The sequence below is a fragment of the Kitasatospora sp. NE20-6 genome (genome assembly GCF_045862635.1).
Map to the genome: position 1 here is coordinate 60,633 of NZ_BPRL01000021.1, position 18,714 is coordinate 79,346.

Here is an 18,714-nt window from a genome sequence, read left to right on the forward strand (position 1 = left end):
GTGCCCCCGGTCAGCCCTCCCCGTCGGTCGGATCTCCCCAGGTGGCGCGGACGAGCTCACGCTCGGCGCCCGTGAGGTGGACGGCCGCCGCCAGCCAGGCCTCCGCGTAGCCCTCCGCGTCGGCGGTGCCGTCGCCGAGGCGCCCGAACACGTCGCGGCCGCGCCGGTCGGCGGCGGCCGCGAGGTCCGCGGCGAGCCCGGCGGCGCGGTGGAAGCCCGTCCGGCGCAGCGCGGCGCCGTCCGTCAGGGCGCCGCCGCTGCGGGCCGCCTCCGCGACGGCGCGGCGCCCGCCGGCCACCCCGAGCTCCACCTGCCGGCGGACCCGCCACAGCGGCGCGTCGGCCAGCGGGTCGGGCCCGGCCTGCGGCGGTGGCACGTCGCCTGCGGCCGGCGGGAAGTGCGCGCCGACGAGCAGGTCGTACCCGAGGTCGGCCCGGCCCTGCCACGCCGCCGGCAGGCGCAGCGTGGCCTCGCTGCCCGGCACGGGGCCGACGGCCAGCGGGCGCAGGGTCGCGGCCCGGTCCGGGTCGATGCGTCCCAGCACCCGGACGAGCGTGCCCGGATGCCGGGCGAGCAGGCCGAGGTTGGCCGTGTGGGCCAGCTCCGGGTGGCCGTTGGCGGCGACGAGCCGGATGACCGGCCCGCGGGCCTGCCGGTCGACCGGGTCGACCTCGCGGGCGAGGACGGCGTCACCGGCGCCGCCCAGCACCACCAGGTCGCAGCCGACCGGCCGGCCCAGGCGGCCCTCCTGCGCCGGGTCGGCGAGCGGGCCCTCCCCGAGGCGTTCCGCCGCGGCCTGCGCCAGCGGCCGGGCGAAGAGCGCGCCGAGCGGGCCGGACGACCAGTCGAGCCCCGCCACCGGGTTCGCGCGGACGCCGCGGCCGGAACCGAGCCGGCCGTCCGCCGAGACGGTCGCGCCGGACACCAGCAGCCCGCCGCGGGAGAGCTGCGCGTGGTCGAGAGCCGCGGCCCCCACCGAGACCGGGGCGGTGGCCGCGCCCCGGGCGCGCGCCGGGCCGCCGGGCCGGACGTCGGCGACGGAGAACCACTGCCCGTCCTCCGCGACCAGGTGCGTGACCACGCCGCCGTACCCGGTGGCGGTGAGCACCGGCTCGCGGCACACGCCGTGCACGCGGAGCGCGCCGCCCGGCCGGTAGCTGCGGCGGGCCCCGCCGAGCAGCGCACGGTCGGCCCGGCCCGCCCGCAGCAGGGCCGTGGTGAGGAGCAGGTCGCGCAGTGCGGCGGCCAGGTCGGCCAGCCGGTGGCCGTCGTGCCGGGCCCGGGCGCTGCGCAGGCCGCGGACGACGCGCAGTGCGGCGGCCTCGGCGCGGTGCAGGTCGGCGAGGCGGGCGGTGTGCGCGGCCCGCAGCAGTTCGGCCTGCGGGACGGCCCCGGCGGCGGGCACCCCGGCCGCCAGCACGGCGGCGGCGGCCGACCACAGCGCGTCGGCGGCGCGCAGCTGCGCGGGGGTCGGCGCGACGGCGGTGCCGGGCTCCGGGCCGGGTGCCGGTTCCTGATCCGCGGACTCCTGACCTGCGGATTCCTGACCCGGGGCCCCCTGATCTGCGGATTCCTGACCCGCCGCGGTGTCCGGTCCGGCGGTCGGTTCCCCGGCCGGGGCGGGGCCTGCCGCCGCGGGGTCGGCGATCGGGCAGCAGTGGAGCACCGCCGTCCGGTGCAGGCAGCGCGGTGCGAGCAGGCAGCTGCAGTGCGCCTGGTCCTCCGCCGTCACGGCGCCGTCCGGCCCGGGGGTGAGGGTGACGAGGGCGTCCTCGCCGCAGCGGACGGCGGCGCCGGTACCCTCCGCGGCGGTGACGGGCAGGGCGGCGTACTGCTCGACGGCGGCGTCGAGCTTCTTGCGCAGCCGCGAGGTGAGCGACTCGACGGCGGCCGCGAGCACCTCGGGGGCGACCGGTGGCAGGGTGGGGCCGGTGTCCGGGCTCATCGGTTCTCTCCACGGAGGCGGTCGCCGACCCAGCGGGCCAGGGCGAGCGGGCTGAGGGCCGCGACCGGCATGCCGGCGGTCACGAGCTGCCGGGCGACGGGCACGGAGTAGCGCGGGTTGCCGGTGTCGTCCAGGGCCGCGCAGCCCATCAGGTGGACGCCCGACGCGGCGAGGCCGCGCACCTCGGCGAGCAGCCCGCCGAGCGGCGCGCCCTCCTCGAAGTCGCTGACGACGACGACCAGGGTGCGGCTCGGCACGGTCACCAGGGAACGGGCGTGGGCCAGCGCGGCGGCGATGTGGGTGCCGCCGCCGACGCGCACCTCCAGCAGCAGCGACAGCGGGTCGTCGACCCGGTCGGTGAGGTCGGCGACCTGGGTGGAGAACGCCAGGAAGTGCGTCGACAGGGTGGGCACGCCGCCCAGCACGGCCGCGGTCAGGGCCGACCAGATGACGGAGGCCTCCATCGAGCCGGAGACGTCGACCACCAGGATCAGCCGCCAGTCCGCCTCGCGGCGCGAGCGGGTGCTGAAGACCGGCTGCTCCGGCACGACGACGGTGCGGCCGTCGTCGAGGCGGCGGGTGTGCGCCAGGTTGGCCCGCAGGGTGCGCGGCAGGTCGAGCCGGCCGCCGGGGCGGCGGGTCGGCCGCGGGGTGGCGAGCCCGCTGAGCGCGGGGCGCAGCCGGGTGGCGAGTTCCCGGGCGAGTTCGTCGACCAGCCGCCGTACCAGCGGGCGGAGCTTGCCGAGGCGCTGCTCGGGCAGGCCGCCGGCGAGGTTGAGCACCGAGGTGAGGAGTTCCACCGAGGGCCGTACGGACGCCGGGTCGAGCTCGGCGAGCACGTCGGTGCGGCCGGCCTCGGCGGCGCTGCCGAGCACCTCCTCGCGGACCTCGGCGCCGAAGAGCGCGTCGAGTTCCTCCGCCCACTCGCGGGCGGTCGGGAAGGACGCCTCGCTGCCGCCGGGGCCGGTGCTGCCGCCGAGGTCGCGGGCGCCCTCGCCGCGTCCGGCGCCGTACAGCTCGTCCAGGGCGTGCGCGTAGCGGCGGGCGCCGTCGGGCAGCCGTTCGGGTTCGCGGCCCAGCAGCAGCCGCCAGCGGTCGGCGGGCGCGAGCCGGTCGGCCGGGTCCGGGGCGGGCCGGTCGGCCGGCCCCGGGGCCTGCTCCTGAGCCGGGGTCGTACCGGTGTCGGTGTCGGTGTCGGTGCCGGTGCCGGTGTCGGCGGCCCGGCCGCGGCCCAGGCCGAGGGCGTCGAGGGCGGCGGCTGCAGCCGAGTCCGCGGCCGTCCAGAGGGCGAGCAGCGCGGGAGGGGCGGCCAGCGTGAGGTCGGGGCGGTCCCCGAGCCGCTCGGTGACGGTCTCCAGCAGCCGGCCGCGCCCGGCGGGGCTGAGCGCGTCGAACCCGGCGCGCAGCGCGGGCAGGCGCTCCAGGAATCCCCGGTCGGGCAGCCGGTCGACGCGTTCCAGCAGGGGTCCGAGGGCGGCGGGCGCGTACTGCAGCAGCGGCCCGCCCGCGGTGAGCAGGCCGGTGAGCAGCCGGGCCAGCCGGCGGCGGGCGTCGGGTCCGGTGGCGGTGTCGATCCACCCGGCGGCCCGGGTGCCGAGGGCGTCCGGGCCGTCGAGGTCGAGCAGCACGCGGGCGGCGAGGGCCGCGCCCTGCAGCAGGGGCGAGCCGGTGCGGGCGAGGGTGGCGAGCGCGTCGTCCATGCGCAGGCCGAGGCGGTGCTCGCCGGCGCGGGTGGCGAGCGCGACCAGGGCGGCGGCGTCGCCGGGGTCGTCGCTGCCGGAGAGGCCGGGCAGGCCGCGGACGGCCGCGTCGAGCAGGGCGGTGGCGAGCTCGGCGGCCTGCGCCCGCCCGGCCTCGTCGGTGCCGGGCAGGTGGCCGCGCCGCAGGGCCTCCAGCAGGTCGAGGGCGGTGAGGAGTTCGGGCAGGGTGGCGGAGTCGGGCAGGATCCGTCCGGCCGCGGTGAGGCGTTCGCCGACGAGGTCGGGCAGGTCGCAGGCGGCGGCGGCGCGCAGGCCGTCGAGCAGTTGGGTGCAGCTCGGACCGCCCTCGGCCGTCTCGTGGCGGGTGTGCTCGCGCAGGGTGCCGGCGGCGGCGAGGGCGGCGGTGACGCCGCGCACCCCCGCGAGGTCGAGCCGGGCGGCGGCGGTGGGCGTCCACGAGGCCCGCCAGCGGGTGGTGAGCGCGGTGCCGTCGCCGGTGCCCGCGACCTCCGTCGGCTCGGCGTAGCCGACCCCGCAGACGGCGAGGCGCTGCAGCAGCGTCTCGCGGCGCCGGTCGAGCGGGGAGCGCAGCGGGTCGAGGCGCAGCTCGCGGGCCTCGGGGTCGTCGGGGCCGGGCAGCCGGAGCTCGGCGAGCTCGGCCTCCACCGACGGGCCGAGGCCCGAGCGCGGTGTGCCGGGGGCCGTGCGTCCGCGGTCGGTGCCGACCAGCACGGTCTCCAGGGCGCGGGCGAGGGCCCGGCCGCGGCCGAGCGGTTCGCCCTGGCCGAGCACGGCGGTGACGGCCTCCAGGAGTTCGCCGCGGCCGGGGGCGGGGAGCCCGCGCAGGCGGGCGAGGTCGCCCGCGAGCCGCAGGGTCTCGGCGGCCTCGCCGGTGCCGGCGGGGTGGCCGGCGGCGCGCAGCTCGCGGCAGACGTCGGTGATGGCCCGGGCGGCGGCGTCGCGCACCCGGTCGGGGTCGCCGCCGGCCTCCAGGACGGCCTGCTGCCAGCGCGGGTCGCGGATCCCGGCCGGGTAGCCGGACCGGGCGTCGAGCAGCCCGAAGGTGTAGGGCACGAGCGAGGTGGTGACGGCCGGTCCGGGCTCCGCGGGGGCGGGGCCGGGCCGGTCGGCCGGGGTGTCGGGGGTGAGCAGGCCGGGGCCGTGGAAGGCGCCGACGACGGCGGCGACCCGGCGCCCGTCGGCACCCGCCGCGGCGATCACCCGGCGCATGCGGGCCTCGCGGGCGAGGTCGCCCGCGGGGACGCCGCCGCGTTCGGCGGCGTCGCGGCGCAGTGCCCAGCCGACGGCGAGCGCGGCCCGCCGGACGGCTTCCGGGGTGGCGCCCGGCGCGCGGACCTCCACGGTGCGGTCCCACAGGTCGTCGCCGTCGCGGCCGGTGCCGGAGGCCGCGAGGCCGTCGGCGTACGGGCGGGCGGCGGGCCGTCCGGGGCCGGGGAGTGCGCTGCCGGGGAGTTCGGGCGCCGACCAGCCGGGGTCGTCCATGGGCAGGTCGCAGCAGAGCACCTCGACGCCGCGTGCGTGCGCCCAGCGGAGCGCGGCGAGCTCGGGGGAGAAGTCCGCGAACGGGTAGAAGCCGAGCCGGCCGTCCGCCCCCGCCCCCGCGCCGGCGAGGGCCACGGGGGCCCGGGTGCCGGGGGCGGCGAGGTGGGGCAGCCAGGGGGCGAAGTCGGCGGGCAGCTCGATGCAGACCACCTGCGGGTCGGCCGCGTCGAGCAGGGCGGGGACGACGGCGGCCAGCGCCGGGCTGTGGTGCCGCACCCCGACGAGGTACGGCTGCACCGAGGCGGCGAGCGCCGCGACGGCGTCCCGCGGATCGGTGCTGTCGGTTTCGGCGGGGCTGCCGGTGCCGTCGGCGGTGAGGGTCCGGGGCCCGGTCACCGGAGGTTCTCCCGGAGGTCCCAGAGGCGGCGCCACAGGGCGGAGCCGTCCTCGGCGCGGCGGCGCACCGGGCCGTCCCAGTAGCCGAGGAGGCGGCCGTGGTCGGCGGCGTCGTCCTTGCGGACGGCGCCCAGCAGGTGGCCGGGCACGAGGTCGAGCACGTCGCCGCCGCCGGGCAGGTAGGCGCGGGCCAGGCCGAGCGAGGAGGCGACGTGCACGGCCTCGGCGGTCGACATCACGGTGCCGGGGCGTTCCACGTCCCAGCCCTCGGCGGAGCGGCCGGTGCGCAGGTCGCGGAAGACGGTGACGAGGGCGTCGAGCACGGCGTCGTCGACGCCGAAGGCGGCACCGGCGCGCTGCACGGCGGCGGTGGCCTGGGTGCGGACGAGTGCGGTCTCCGCGTCGGCGTCGGCGATCGGCTGCACCGTCTCGAAGTTGAAGCGGCGCTTGAGCGCGGCCGACATCTCGGAGACGCCGCGGTCGCGGAGGTTCGCGGTGGCGATGACGGTGAAGCCGGGTACGGCGGCGGCCGTCGCGTCGGGGGTGCCGGAGAGCTCGGGCACGCTGATCCGGCGGTCGGAGAGGATCGACACCAGGGCGTCCTGCACCTCGGGCAGGCAGCGGGTGACCTCCTCGATGCGGGCGACCCGCCCGGAGCGCATCGCGGTGAGCACGGGGGAGGCGACGAGCGCCTGCGGGGTGGGGCCCTGGGCGAGGAGGAGGGCGTAGTTCCAGCCGTAGCGGAAGGCGTCCTCGGTGGTGCCCGCGGTGCCCTGCACGGTGAGTTCGCTGGTGCCGCTGACGGCGGCCGCCAGCAGCTCGGAGAGCATCGACTTGGCGGTGCCGGGCTCGCCGACGAGCAGCAGGCCGCGCTCGCCGGCCAGGGTGACGACGCAGCGCTCGACGAGGGCGCGCTCGCCGACGAACTTCGGTGCGATCACCAGCTTGGCGGGCAGGCCGCCGTCCTTGCGGCGGGCCGGCGGCAGGGTGAGGGCCTCGCCCGCGCTGCCGCAGACGAAGGTCACCGCGGCGCTCGGGGTGAGGGCCCAGCCGGGCGGGCGGGGGCCGTCGTCGTGGGCGGCGAGGAAGGCGAGTTCGGCGGCGTACCGCTCCTCGGCGGGCAGGATCTGCCGGGCCGGCTTCTCGGTCGTCACGGTCATGGGGATTCTCCGGGTTCAGGGGTCGGTGGGAGGTCGCCGGGAGGGGTGGGGCGGCCCCCGGGGGGGCCGCCCCCCGGGGGGGGGGGGGGGGGGGGGCGCCGCGGCCGCCCCGCCCCATTCGCTCCACGAAGGGGGTGCGGGGTGGGGGGGGCGCGGGGGGGGGGGGGGGGGCCCCCGGGGGGGGGCCCCCCACCGGGGGGGGGGGGGGGGGGTCAGCGGCGCCGGCCGCGCCGCACCTTGAGCTCCTCGAAGCGCGGCAGGTCGCCGTCGGCGAGTCGCTGCCATGCGCGTCGGTAGAGCGTCTCGGCGGGCTCGACGGGTGCCATGACGCCCAGCGGGGTGCCGGGCCCGCCGGCCGGGCCGAGCAGCGGCAGCTTCCAGGTCTCGATCGGCAGGTGCGGCGTGCGGAGCTCCGTCCAGCCGCCGGGCAGGAAGAGCGTCCGGCCGGCCCGGGTGCGGGTGGCCTCGACGACCAGGCCGCTCGCGGCGAGTTCGGCGCGGGCCGCCTTGAGGCGGGCGGGGCGCCAGCCCGTCCAGCGGGCGGTGTTGCGGTCCGTCGGGTCGGGCATGGCGAGCAGCATCAGGTGCACGGCGGCGGCGTCCTCGCCGATGCCGTGCTCGGCGACGGTCTGTGCGACGAGGTCCGGCACCGAGCGCGACGGGTCCTGCGGCCACCAGGTGCCGTCCGTGCCGCGCGCACCGGCCGCCGGCTCGCCGGGGTCGGCGAGCAGCGCGGCGAAGCCGTCCGACGAGGCGATCCGCAGGGCCGTCTCCGCGGGGAACGGCTGCTCGCCGTCGATCCGCAGGGCCGGCAGGTACGGGTCCTCGCCGGCCTCGTCGAGCAGGCTGGTGCGGATGCCGGGTGCGGGCCGGTCGTCGTGCGTGGCCATCAGGACGGCGCCGTAGCGCTCGTAGCCCTCGCCGAGCTCGGTCGGGGTGCCGGCGGCCTTCCGGAAGGCCGGCAGGTCGACGTAGCGTCCCAGGTCGAGGATCAGCTCCGGGTTGGCCAGCCGGGCGCGGACCGCCGCGAGGGCCGCGGGCAGCGCGGCGCGCAGCGGGTCGCCGGCGGGCAGCCGGTGGGCGAGCCAGGCGGCCGCCGCGACCGCGCCGACGAGCGTCTGCGCGGTGAAGCCGGACTCGTCCTGCTGCACCGGCACGCAGCGGTCGCCGCGGACGGTCCAGGCGAGGTCGCGGCTCAGCTCGGGCGACTGCGCCGGGTCGAGCAGGGCGGGCAGCGAGCGGCCGGGCGCCCAGTCGGAGCGCACCGCGCGGACGGCCTCGCCGAGCAGTGCCTCGGGTACGGCGACGCGCCGTCCGACCGTGGCGTTCCACACCTCGGCGGCGGCCTCGGCGTCCGGCCCGTCGGTCCACAGCGCGGTGGCGTCGGCGGGCAGCAGTGCCGCGACGAGCCGCCGCCGGACGTCGGCGGAGAGCGACCGGAGTTCGTTGCGGGCGACCGCGGCGTCGGCGACCTTCAGCCCGAGCAGGGTGCGTGTCGCGGTGGGCAGGAAGTTCCGCTCGTACGCGTCGAGGTGCGGCAGGCCCGCGACCACCAGGGCGGCGGTCGTCGGCGTCACCCCGGTCAGTTCGGCGAACCGCTCGGCCGCGGCGGGCTGCCAGGGGGCGGGCCCGCGGACCGCCGCCTCGGCGAGCACGGCCGCCGCCCGGCCGTCCGCGGCCGTGCCGGTCGCGGCGACCGAGCGCACGGTGTAGGGCGCGGGCATCTCGAAGCGCCCGGTCGGGTCGTGGAAGAGCACGGTCGACGAGGTGCCGCCGGTGGTCGACAGTTCGGAGTCCGCGAACATCAGGAACGCCCCGCCGCCCAGCGCCACCAGCGCCTCGCGGTTGCCGTCGCGGGTCTCGCCGTCCGGGCCGGCCAGGTGATGGCCGTCGAGGTGGACGCCCAGCGTCCGCCAGTGCGGCGCGTCCGCACCGAGGCCGAGGCCGAGCAGTGCCCCGGCGAACGCGGTCAGGGTGGCGCGGTGCTCCGGCGGGGTGGTGTCCGAGGCCGCCCGCAGCGCGAGCACCTCCGGCAGCTGCGGCAGCGTCGTCCAGTTGATCTGCTCGTAGGGCGCGCGGGCGCCGTACACGTGCAGGGTGCCCGCGGGCACGGCCGGGTGGTCGGGCTGCAGGGCCGTGGTGAGGAACTGCAGCTGCGCGCCGACGTTGCGGCTGTTCTCGCGGCCGTACCAGTAGCCGAAGGAGCCGAGGCCGTTGAGGGCGTCCTGGAGTTCAGGATCGGTGGGGCCGGTCGGCTCCTCGGACTTCCGTCCGCCCGCCAGCTCCTCGGCGAGGCGCTCGGCGACGGCGTCGAGTACCTTCTGCTGCTGCGCGGCGAAGCGCAGCACACCGGTGATGCCCGCCACCAGGGCGTCGTCGCCGACCTGCGGCAGGATCGCCCGGACGGCCGCGGGCAGTTCGCCGGGCTGCCGCGGGTCCGCCTCGGCGGCGGCCTTGAGGAGCGCGGCCGCGGTCCCCGCGTCCACGCGGCGCAGCGCGAGCGAGCCGTCGACGTCCCGCGGCTGCAGGCAGTGCCAGTACCGCAGCGGCGGCAGGATCAGGGAGCCCTCGGCGAAGACGCCGGGGAGGTTGTCCGTCCGGGCCTCCGCGGTGACCACGCCGTCCGCGTCGACCAGCTTCACCTGGTAGCTCTGCCGCACCACGGCCAGCGGACGCTCCGCGCCGGGGAAGCGGAGCAGCCGCGCCGGGACGTCGCCGTCCCCGGGCAGGGTGACGTGGTGCCCGGCGGTGTCCTCGCCGCGCAGCGTGCCGTCGGGCAGCCGCACGACGCGCCAGCCGAGCAGGCCGCCGGCGGGGCGTTCACCGGCGTCGGGGGCGGGCATGACCCAGCCGTTCCGCAGGGTGCTGCCCGCCGGGGTGTCGCGCAGGGCGTCGGCGAGGAAGGCGGGCGCCGAGGCCCGGCCGGTCGCCCCGGTCGCGGGGTCGTACTCCGTCCAGGCGTGCGGGAGGCCGTCGCCCTGGGGGGCCCACACCCAGTACGACGTGCCGTCGCCGATGACGTGGCGTTCGCCCGGCAGCGCGGTGTCGCCGGCGTGCAGGACGCCCTCGCCGAGCGTGCGCCCGCCGCCGGGCAGCGGCAGGCCGTAACTGCGCAGTGTGCCGAGCCAGTTGGTGCGCATGCCGCGGGTGCGGGTGTGCTCGGGCATGGTGAACGTCCGGTCGGCGGCGGTGTGCCAGTAGCCGGTGACGCGGTGCTGCGCGGCGCGGGAGTGCCACTGCACGAGGAGCGAGCCGTCGACGTAGGCGAAGCCGGTGTCGCCGTTGGAGTCGCCGGCGGGTATCCGCAGGTCGTGGGTGAGCACGGTGCCCTCGGCGCCGAGCACGCGGGCCTGCGACGGGCCGGCGGCCACCAGGTGCGGCCAGGCGTCGGCGACGACGATCTCGTCGAGGTCCTTGCGCGGCACGAGCGCGGCGGCGGCGTCGTCCCAGGCGGGCCAGCCGAGTTCGTCGAGCAGGCCGGCGCGCAGGGTGCGGGCGAGGGTCTGCGACAGGTCGAAGGCGGCGGCCGCGCGCACCTCCTTCTCGGCGAGCACGAGCACCTCGCCGGGCAGCCAGGTGAGCCGGCCCAGCGCGGTGGGCAGGCCGGGCAGGCCGCTGGCCGAGGAGGCCTCCGCGACCCGCGCCGTCCACTCGGCGAGCATCGGCCGGCCGCCCGGGGAGCGGGCGAGCAGCCCGAACGCGGTGCGGCTGTCCTGGTCGTCGGAGAGCTGGTTCGCGCCGCGCCGGAACGCCGGCCGGAACCGCGGGTCCGCCGCCACGGCGAGCAGGTCGCGGCGGTCCACGTCGCCCTGCGCCCACCGCTTCAGGCCGAGCGCGGTGCGGTCGCCGGGGTCGGCGACCGGCAGCCCGAGGGCGAGCAGCTGGTCGAGCAGGTCGACGTCGGCCTCGACGAAGCCGAGCGCGCCGCCGGAGGCGGCCAGGTCGGTGCGCAGGGCCCCGGCCATCCGGTCGACGAGCGGGTAGAGCGCGGGGATGCGCGGCGGGCGGCCCCAGCCGCGGCCGCGCCAGGTGTTGAACCGCCCGAACCAGCCGCTCGGGCCGTCCGCGGGCCGCTCCGCGGCGGGCAGCGCGTCGTCGCACAGCCCGGCGTCGGCGCCGGACTCCGTGAGGATCTCCAGCCACAGGCCGGGCAGTTCGCGGTCGTCACCGGTGGGCATCAGGCCGAGCAGCTGCCCGCGCACCGCGGCGTCCCGCCGGGCGAGCGACACCAGGGCCGCCCGGTGGCCCTTCCACCAGCCGGCGGCGGCGCGCAGCGTGGCGGGCAGGGCGAGCAGTTCCGCCAGGTAGGCGCCCTCGGCGGTGTCGGGGTCGGCGCCCGCCGCGCGGGCGAGCTTCCGCAGGTCGGTGGCCATCTGCGCGGAGGGCTGCAGGCCGCCCGCGGTACGCCGGACGCACAGGACCCGGAAGCGGTCGAACGCCTCCTGCGCCGGCACCCGCGCGGCGAGTTCCTTCGCGTACCCGGTCAGCACCTTGACGGGCAGTGCGCCCGCGAGGGCGAACTCCAGGAACACCGCGTCGAGCCGGGCCTCGTCGAGCCGCAGGCCGTGCTCGGCCTCGGCCCGGCGGGCCTTGGAGAAGAGCTGCGCCGCGTAGGTGGCGTTCTCCACGCCGAGGAACGTCCGGCCGGCCTGCTCGTAGAACGTCGGCAGGAAGTGCGGGACGGCCGCGGCGAGCCGCCCGGCGACCTCCTGGTACGCGTCGAGGGCGGCCTTCGGCTTGGACTTCGCCTGCCGGGCGATCCGCTCCAGCTCGGGCATGATGCCGAGCGCGTGGTGGCCGTCCTTCGGGTGGTGCGCGAGCACCCACTCGGGGAAGCCGAGTGCCTGGCGCAGCCCCAGGCCGACCTCGGCCGGCTCGGCGCCGGTCTCCAGCCCGAGGTATCCGGCGGCGAGGTCCTCCGCGGCGCCCAGCTCGCCGGGGACGAGCCGCACCACGACCCGGCCGTCGAGCCCGGGGTGGCGGTACGTGCGCGCGGTCAGCGGCACCGCCCGGTCGCCCGCGCCCGCCGTGCCGGGCGGCAGCACCGCGCCCGCCTGCAGCAGGTCCGCCGCCTCCGCCTCCGTCATCGCCACTGCCGCCCCCGTCGTGTCCGTGTCCGTACCCGTGTCCGTGATGCCGCTCATGCGCCCTTGCCCTCCTCGACCGTGCGGCCGGCGTACAGCGCGGCGGCCATCCGCATGCCCTCGGACCAGGCGACCGGTCCCACGTCCGGCAGGCGGAGCGCCTTGCCGTCGCCGTCCTGCCAGCTGAGCGCGCCGGTCTCCGAGTCGCCGTCCCAGTAGGGCTCGCCGATCCACACGGAGGCCTCGACGGTGCGTCCGGTGTCGCGCACCCGGCAGGTCGCGTAGCCGCCGGAGACCCGGTAGCCCAGCGAGGAGGCACGGGCGGCGAGGCCGAATCGCGAGGGGAACCGCCCGCCCGCGAAGTCCCGGACCTCGGCGGCGGTCGGCGCGAGGTCGCCGGGCCGCAGCCAGGTCGCCCGGTGGATCTGCTCCACGCGCTGCACGACGCCGAGTTCGGCGGCGAACTCGCGCAGGTCGTCGAGGTCGGGCAGCAGCACCGGGTGCGGCAGCGTCACGGTCTCCGGGGCGATGCGCACCGTCTCGCCGTCCAGGTCGACGAGCTTCAGCGAGCCGTCGGCCGTGGCGTCGCGCAGGAAGCCGGTCTCGTCCGGGTCGTCGCCGACGACCACCAGGTCGCGCAGCGCGGCCTGCCAGGCCTCGTCCGGCCAGACGCGGGCGATCAGCCCCGTCGGCACCGGCAGCGAGGAGACCATCCAGGTGTCCACCTGCGCCACGCACGACACGGCGTGCCGGTCCAGCCACTCCGCGAACCGGCGCAGCCGGTCCGTCTCGGGGTGCTCCCGCACCGCCTTCGGCAGCGTCTTCAGCTGCCTCCCGGCCGAACGCCCGGCCGTCGCCCGCGCCGTCACCCGGCCCTCCACGAGGGCCACCTCGTACCCCTCGCCCGCCGCCAGCCAACCCATCGGTCCCCACCTCGGTCTCGTGCAAGTCGTCGAAAACCACCGCAGACGCGGAGGGAGTCGGACACTCCGCCGCAGGTGATGCCGGAACGCTAGCGGCTGCCGCGGACAACGCACGCGCGGGGTGCGGCCCCGCCGGGCCGCCCCCGGGCACGCGCAGGCGGTGGACCCGGACGTGCCACAGGTCCTGTGCTGACGAACGGTCGGCACTACCCCCGGGGGACCGCCGCCTCCGCCACGGCCGGCGGCCCCGCCAGGCCGTCCCGGCCCGAGGCGGCACTCAGCTCGGCCACCTGCAGGCGGAGTTCGCGGACCTCGGCGGTGAGGTCCTGGATCGCCCGGTGGTTGAGGTGGTCGATGCGGTCCTCCGCGTCGAACCGGGAGATGAACCACGCCGCGATGTTCGCGGTCACCACACCGAGCAGCGCGATGCCGGAGAGCATCAGGGCGACCGCCAGCAGCCGCCCCAGGCCGGTGGTCGGCGTCAGGTCGCCGTACCCGACGGTCGTCATGGTCGTGAACGACCACCAGAGCGCGTCCTGGAGCGTCAGGATGGTCGCGGTGGGCGAGGTCCGTTCGATCTCCAGCACGGCCAGCGACCCGAACACCAGCAGCCCCACCACCACGCCCGCGACGTACGTGGTGAGCCGCACCTGCGAGGCCATCCGCACCCGCTGGCCCGCGAGCAGCAGCGTCGACACCAGCCGCAGCAGCCGCAGCGGCTGCACCAGCGGCAGCACCACGGACGCCAGGTCGAACGGGCTGCGCCGGACGAACTCCCAGCGGCGCTCGGCCAGGAGCAGCCGGGCCGCGTAGTCGGCGGCGAACGCCGCCCACACCGCCCACTCCGTCCAGGCGGCCCAGCGCAGCAGCGGGGCGGGGGCCTGCGGCCCGAGCACCGGCACCGCGTACGCGATCGCGAAGAGCCCGGACAGGGCGATCAGCGGGGTCTGCGTGCGCCGCTCCCAGCGCTCACGTCGCGTCGTCATGGGCTGCCTTCCTTCGCGGTGCCTGCTCCGGCGGACCGCCGCACGCGCGAGGGCGCCCTGGTCGGCGGCCGCACCGGCATCCTTTCACGGGCGGGCCCGGCCGCCTGCACGATCCGTGCCCGGCTGCTTGCCCTCCCGTGCAGGTCCGGCCGGGCGGCACCGCCCGCGGCCGCTCCCGGCCGCACGCGCCCCGGCCGCCCGCATCCCTGCCGGAGCCCGTCCGGAGTCCTGCCGGAGCCCCCGCTGGAGGCCGTCCCCGGCTGCGCCGTCCGGGCGTCCTCCCGGCTTCCGCCCGCACCGCCCGCCCGGGTTGGTAGGCTCTCCGTGAGCCGTGACTGGCGCGCAGGGATGGACTCGACCATCGGGAAGCGGCTCCGTGTCTCTCACGCTGTCGCCGTGCGCCTGGGCCGTCCGAATCGTCATGAGGAGACAGCCTTGGCCGAGTCCGGCTACCCCCGCGCGCCCCACACCGCCGTCGGTCCCGCCGCGGACACCGCCTTCCGCAGCGCGATCGAGGCCGTCCGCGCCGTCGAGCCCCGCGTCGCCGACGCCATCGGCGCCGAGATCCAGGACCAGCGGGCCTCCCTGAAGCTCATCGCCAGCGAGAACTACGCCTCGCCCGCCGTGCTCCTCGCGATGGGCAACTGGTTCAGCGACAAGTACGCCGAGGGCACCGTCGGCCGCCGCTTCTACGCGGGCTGCCGCAACGTCGACACCGTGGAGGCGCTGGCCGCCGAACACGCCCGCGCACTCTTCGGCGCCGAACACGCCTACGCGCAGCCGCACTCGGGCATCGACGCCAACCTGGTGGCCTTCTGGGCGATCCTCTCCCAGCGGGTGGAGAGCCCGGCGCTGGCCCGCGCGCAGGTGCGGCAGGTCAACGACCTGAGCGAGCAGGACTGGGCCGAGCTGCGCCGCGAGTTCGGCAACCAGCGCCTGCTGGGCATGTCGCTGGACGCCGGCGGCCACCTCACGCACGGCTTCCGCCCCAACATCTCCGGCAAGATGTTCGACCAGCGCAGCTACGGCACCGACCCGGTCACCGGCCTCCTCGACTACGACGCGCTGCGCGCCACCGCCCGCGAGTTCCGCCCGCTGGTCCTCGTCGCCGGCTACTCCGCCTACCCGCGGCGGGTGAACTTCCGCCTGATGCGCGAGATCGCCGACGAGGTCGGCGCGACCCTCATGGTCGACATGGCGCACTTCGCGGGCCTGGTCGCGGGCAAGGTGCTCACCGGCGACTTCGACCCGGTGCCGCACGCCCAGATCGTCACCACCACCACCCACAAGTCGCTGCGCGGCCCGCGCGGCGGCATGGTGCTGTGCACCTCCGAGCTGGCCGAGCACGTCGACCGGGGCTGCCCGATGGTGCTCGGCGGCCCGCTCCCGCACGTCATGGCGGCGAAGGCGGTCGCCCTCGCGGAGGCCCGCCGCCCGGAGTTCCAGGACTACGCGCAGCGCGTCGTCGACAACGCACGGGCGCTCGCCGAGGGGCTGCTGCGGCGGGGCACGACGCTCGTCACCGGCGGCACCGACAACCACCTCGTGCTCGCCGACGTCTCCGGCCGCGGCCTGACGGGCCGCCAGGCCGAGGCGGCGCTGCTGGACGCGGGCGTGGTGACCAACCGCAACGCCGTCCCGCAGGACCCGAACGGCGCCTGGTACACCTCCGGCGTCCGGATCGGCACTCCGGCGCTCACCACGCGCGGGCTCGGCACCGCCGAGATGGACGAGATCGCGGACCTGATCGACACCGTGCTGCGCGGCACCACCCCGGCGCGGACCGCGGCCGGCGGCCCGTCCAAGGCGCAGTACGTACTCGACCCGCAGGTGCGTGAGGCCGTTGCGAAGCGTGCGGACGACCTGCTGGCCGGCTTCCCGCTCTACCCGGGCCTCGGCGCGGTGTGACGCGCCGCCCGGCCCGGCGGTGCGCCGGGCCGGGCGCGGCCGGTGCCGCGTCCGCCCCCGGACGGGCGAGTGGTGATCGATCCGTGCTGGACTCCGGCCCCGGCCGGGGTGTGGGATGTCGGCCGTGGCGCAGGCCGGCCGTGGTTGCGGCGGGGCGGCGTCCCGCCGCCGACCGCGTGGACCGACCGAAGGACCCCTCTGTGCACACTCGCCGCCGCAGCCTCGCCGTCGCCCTGGCCCTGGCCGCCCCCTGGGCCGTCGCCGGCTGCGGGAGCGCGGCCCACGACGCGGGCAGCGCGTCCGTCACGACCGCGGTCACCGCGGCGTCCTCGCCGGCCGTGCCGCCGTCGGCGTCGGGCGCCGCGCCGTCCGCGGCCGCCTCCCCGGCGTCGGCCTCGGCGTCGGCCTCGGCGAAGCCGAAGAAGCCGGCCCCGGCCACCGCTTCGCCCGCCGGGGGCGGGGGCGGTGGCGGCGGCGAGACGGAGAACTGCGTCAACCCCTGGCTGTCCGTCACCGCCTCCACCTCGGACGGCGCCGCGGGCACGATGGTGCAGCGGTTCGTGGTGAAGAACGTCTCGGCCGCCGCCTGCTCGATGGACGGACGCCCCACGTTCGTCCCGTACGGCCCGCCGGCCGCGCCCGAGCTGTCGCTGACGGTCGGCGCGATCCCCGCGGGCTTCGGCGATCTCGGGCAGGACGGCGGCACGATCGTGCTGGCGCCCGGGCAGAGCGCCGCGTTCTTCGTGAAGTGGAGCAACGTGCCGACCGGTGACGCGCCGTGCCCCAAGGCGGTCGGCTTCGTCTTCCGGGCGCCGGTGGACCCGCTGGCCGACGCCGACAAGAAGGTGCCGTTCGCCTTCCAGCCCTGCGGCGGCAGCGTGCAGGTCTCGGAGATCCTCCCGGCGACCGTGCTGTCCTGACCGCGGGCCCTGCGGTGCCGCCCGGTCGCAGGGCGGCGCGGCAGGGCACGGCAGGGCACGGCAGCGGACGGGCGCGGACGGGCCCGGGCGGGCGGCCACCCGGCCCGCCCGCGCCCGTCGGGGCCGGGCGGTCAGCCGCCGGCACACTCCTTGCAGAGCGGACGGCCCTGTGCGTCCTCGCCCGCGAGCTGGCTACGGTGGCGCACCATGAAGCAGGTGGAGCAGGTGAACTCGTCCTGCTGCTTCGGCAGGACCTGGACGGTCAGCTCCTCGCCCGACAGGTCGGCACCCGGAAGTTCGAGGCCCTCGGCCGCGTCGAACTCGTCGACGTCGACCTTGCCGTCCGATTTCTCGGAACGGCGTCCCTTCAGCTCCTCGATGCTGTCGTCCGAACTCTCGTCGCCGCCGCCGCGCGGGGCGTCGTAATCGGTTGCCACAGTGCTGTCCTTCCGTGGAGTGGGTGACCCCGTAGCCGCACCAGCCTCTCCCGGAGGCGGGCCCGCCGCGACATTTGTCGGGCCTGGTCGCGGCGGTTCGCCGCGGAGGAGAAATACCTCGGAAATCCCATGGTAGAAAACTCCGCCGGACTTTTTCCCCGAATCACCCGTCCGACTCCCGGTCCGCCCACGAATCAGGTGTACGAGCGGGCCGTGCGAACCGTACGAGGCGCCTGCCGGACCGTGCGGACCCCCTCCGGCCCCCGCCGGTCCCGGCGCCGTGCCTTCCCGGCGCGACGCTGCCGCCCACCGGGCGCGGGAGCGGGAGCGACGGCGGACGGGACGCCTGCCCCGGGCGGAGCGCGAGGCCCGGCCACGGCCGGGCCCGGCACCGGCGGCCGCGGACGGCCACCAGTCTCCCCGCACCGGCGGCCCGCACCCCCCTCTCACAGGCGCAGCACGACCACCGCGATGTCGTCGGTGCGCTGGCCGTCGTCGGCCCCCAGGTCGGTGAGGAGCGCGTCGGCGAGCTGCTCCGGCTCCAGGCGACGGTGCCGGGTGACGCTGTCGACGAGCCGGTCCAGCCCGGCGTCGATGTCCTCGCCGCGCCGCTCGACGAGGCCGTCCGTGTAGAGCACCAGCGTGGCGCCGGGGCGGTAGTGCACCTCCGCCTCCGACCGGGGCAGGGAGTCGTCCCAGGCGCCCAGCGGGGGGTCGGTCGCGGCGTCGAGCAGCTCGGCGCCGCCGTCGGCCTGCACGAGGACGGGGGGCGGGTGCCCGGCGCAGCTGTACCGGATGGTGTGCATCCGCCGGTCGACGACGATCTGCACCACGGTGGTCGACAGGGCGCCCTCCACCGACCCGGCGAACAGTGCCAGGGTCTCCAGGGCGCGGGCGGGCTGCCCGGTGGCCCGGACGGCGGCGCTGAGCGCGCTGTGCAGCTGGCCCATGACCCCGGCGGCCTCCAGGCCGTGGCCGACGACGTCGCCCACCGCGACGGCGCTGGAGCGCCGGTCGAGGTCCACGAGGTCGTACCAGTCGCCGCAGACGTTCAGCGCGGTGGCGGCCGGCCGGTAGCGCACCGCGGCGGACGGCCGGTACGTCGCGGGCACCGCCGGGAGCAGGGCCCGCTGGAGGGCGAGCGCCACCTCGCGCTCCCGTGCGTGCGCCCGCCGCAGGTCCTCGTTGAGCAGGGCGAGCTCCTCGGACCGGGCGAGCAGGTCGGCGGCCATCCGGTCAACGGGGCTCAGCGGACCCTCGGGCGGTGCGCCCCGGAGCTGCCGGACGAGGGCCGTCACCTCCTCCACCCGGTGCAGGATGAACGCGACCTCCCCGGCCCCGTCCAGCACGGGGGTGTTGACCGTGCTCCAGTAGCGCTCGGCGAACTCGCCCGGGTGGGCGAGTTCCTCGACGTCGTACTGCTGCAGCGCCATGCTGTCGCGCTCGCGCGTCGCCAGGACGCGCTCGAAGGAGGCCCGCAGCGCGCCGGGGCCGCCGACGTCCGGGTGCCGGGGATTGTCCGGGAAGACGTCGAAGAGGTGGTGGCCGAGCAACTGCTCACGGGCACGCCCGGAGACCGCCTGGTACGCGTCGTTGGCGTCCAGCACGATCAGTTCCGGCGACAGGACGAGCATCGGGCTGGGCCCGGCCCTGAACGCCGCGCCGTAGTCGACACCGGGCGCTGCCACACCGCTCCTCGATCGCGATCCCTCCGGGCCTTCAATCTAGTCGGGCGGCCACGGGGCGGCAGCG

General features: G+C 77.8%; 10 protein-coding genes and 1 riboswitch. Of the genes, 2 read left to right on the plus strand and 8 right to left on the minus strand.

Going from position 1 to position 18,714, the window contains the following annotated elements:
• Positions 1-10: 10 nt before the first annotated feature.
• From SNE206_RS18240 to SNE206_RS18265, 6 genes are all read right to left on the minus strand, one after another.
• On the minus strand, positions 11-1,945 hold the full coding sequence (locus tag SNE206_RS18240; RefSeq protein WP_407914451.1) for a hypothetical protein: 1,935 nt from the start codon (positions 1,943-1,945) through the stop codon (positions 11-13).
• The gene (locus SNE206_RS18245; RefSeq protein WP_407914452.1) at positions 1,942-5,544 is read right to left on the minus strand and encodes a vWA domain-containing protein; all 3,603 of its coding nucleotides are present in this window, start codon (positions 5,542-5,544) and stop codon (positions 1,942-1,944) included. The genes SNE206_RS18240 and SNE206_RS18245 overlap by 4 nt, the downstream gene beginning before the upstream one ends.
• Positions 5,541-6,704, minus strand: coding sequence for an ATP-binding protein (locus SNE206_RS18250; RefSeq protein WP_407914453.1), 1,164 nt, complete (start codon positions 6,702-6,704; stop codon positions 5,541-5,543). The genes SNE206_RS18245 and SNE206_RS18250 overlap by 4 nt, the downstream gene beginning before the upstream one ends.
• Before the next feature lie 212 nt (positions 6,705-6,916).
• Complete coding sequence (locus tag SNE206_RS18255; protein ID WP_407914550.1) at positions 6,917-11,791, minus strand: DNA-binding protein; 4,875 nt, start codon at positions 11,789-11,791, stop codon at positions 6,917-6,919.
• A 53-nt stretch (positions 11,792-11,844) separates the two neighbouring features.
• Entirely contained in the window at positions 11,845-12,711 is an 867-nt protein-coding gene (locus tag SNE206_RS18260) for a DUF4132 domain-containing protein (RefSeq protein WP_407914454.1), read from the minus strand.
• Positions 12,712-12,917: 206 nt separating this feature from the next.
• On the minus strand, positions 12,918-13,697 hold the full coding sequence (locus SNE206_RS18265; RefSeq protein WP_407914455.1) for a potassium channel family protein: 780 nt from the start codon (positions 13,695-13,697) through the stop codon (positions 12,918-12,920).
• Positions 13,698-14,018: 321 nt separating this feature from the next.
• Positions 14,019-14,112, plus strand: a riboswitch (ZMP/ZTP riboswitch).
• Positions 14,113-14,132: 20 nt separating this feature from the next.
• Here SNE206_RS18265 and SNE206_RS18270 point away from each other — a divergent pair.
• Entirely contained in the window at positions 14,133-15,605 is a 1,473-nt protein-coding gene (locus tag SNE206_RS18270; RefSeq protein WP_407914456.1) for a glycine hydroxymethyltransferase, read from the plus strand.
• 200 nt (positions 15,606-15,805) lie between these two features.
• Complete coding sequence (locus SNE206_RS18275) at positions 15,806-16,525, plus strand: DUF4232 domain-containing protein (protein WP_407914457.1); 720 nt, start codon at positions 15,806-15,808, stop codon at positions 16,523-16,525.
• 131 nt (positions 16,526-16,656) lie between these two features.
• Here SNE206_RS18275 and SNE206_RS18280 read toward each other — a convergent pair whose 3' ends face one another.
• Both SNE206_RS18280 and SNE206_RS18285 read right to left on the minus strand, forming a co-directional pair.
• A complete protein-coding gene (locus tag SNE206_RS18280) occupies positions 16,657-16,962 on the minus strand; it encodes a DUF4193 domain-containing protein (protein WP_407914458.1) in 306 nt (101 codons plus the stop codon).
• Between the two features lie 446 nt (positions 16,963-17,408).
• Positions 17,409-18,650, minus strand: coding sequence for a PP2C family protein-serine/threonine phosphatase (locus tag SNE206_RS18285; protein ID WP_407914459.1), 1,242 nt, complete (start codon positions 18,648-18,650; stop codon positions 17,409-17,411).
• Positions 18,651-18,714 lie beyond the last annotated feature (64 nt).

Coding starts and splice junctions, on each gene's coding strand:
- SNE206_RS18240 (WP_407914451.1), bottom strand. CDS start 1,945: ATGAGCCCGGACACCGGCCCCACCCTGCCACCGGTCGCCCCCGAGGTG.
- SNE206_RS18250 (WP_407914453.1), bottom strand. CDS start 6,704: ATGACCGTGACGACCGAGAAGCCGGCCCGGCAGATCCTGCCCGCCGAG.
- SNE206_RS18255 (WP_407914550.1), bottom strand. CDS start 11,791: ATGACGGAGGCGGAGGCGGCGGACCTGCTGCAGGCGGGCGCGGTGCTG.
- SNE206_RS18260 (WP_407914454.1), bottom strand. CDS start 12,711: ATGGGTTGGCTGGCGGCGGGCGAGGGGTACGAGGTGGCCCTCGTGGAG.
- SNE206_RS18265 (WP_407914455.1), bottom strand. CDS start 13,697: ATGACGACGCGACGTGAGCGCTGGGAGCGGCGCACGCAGACCCCGCTG.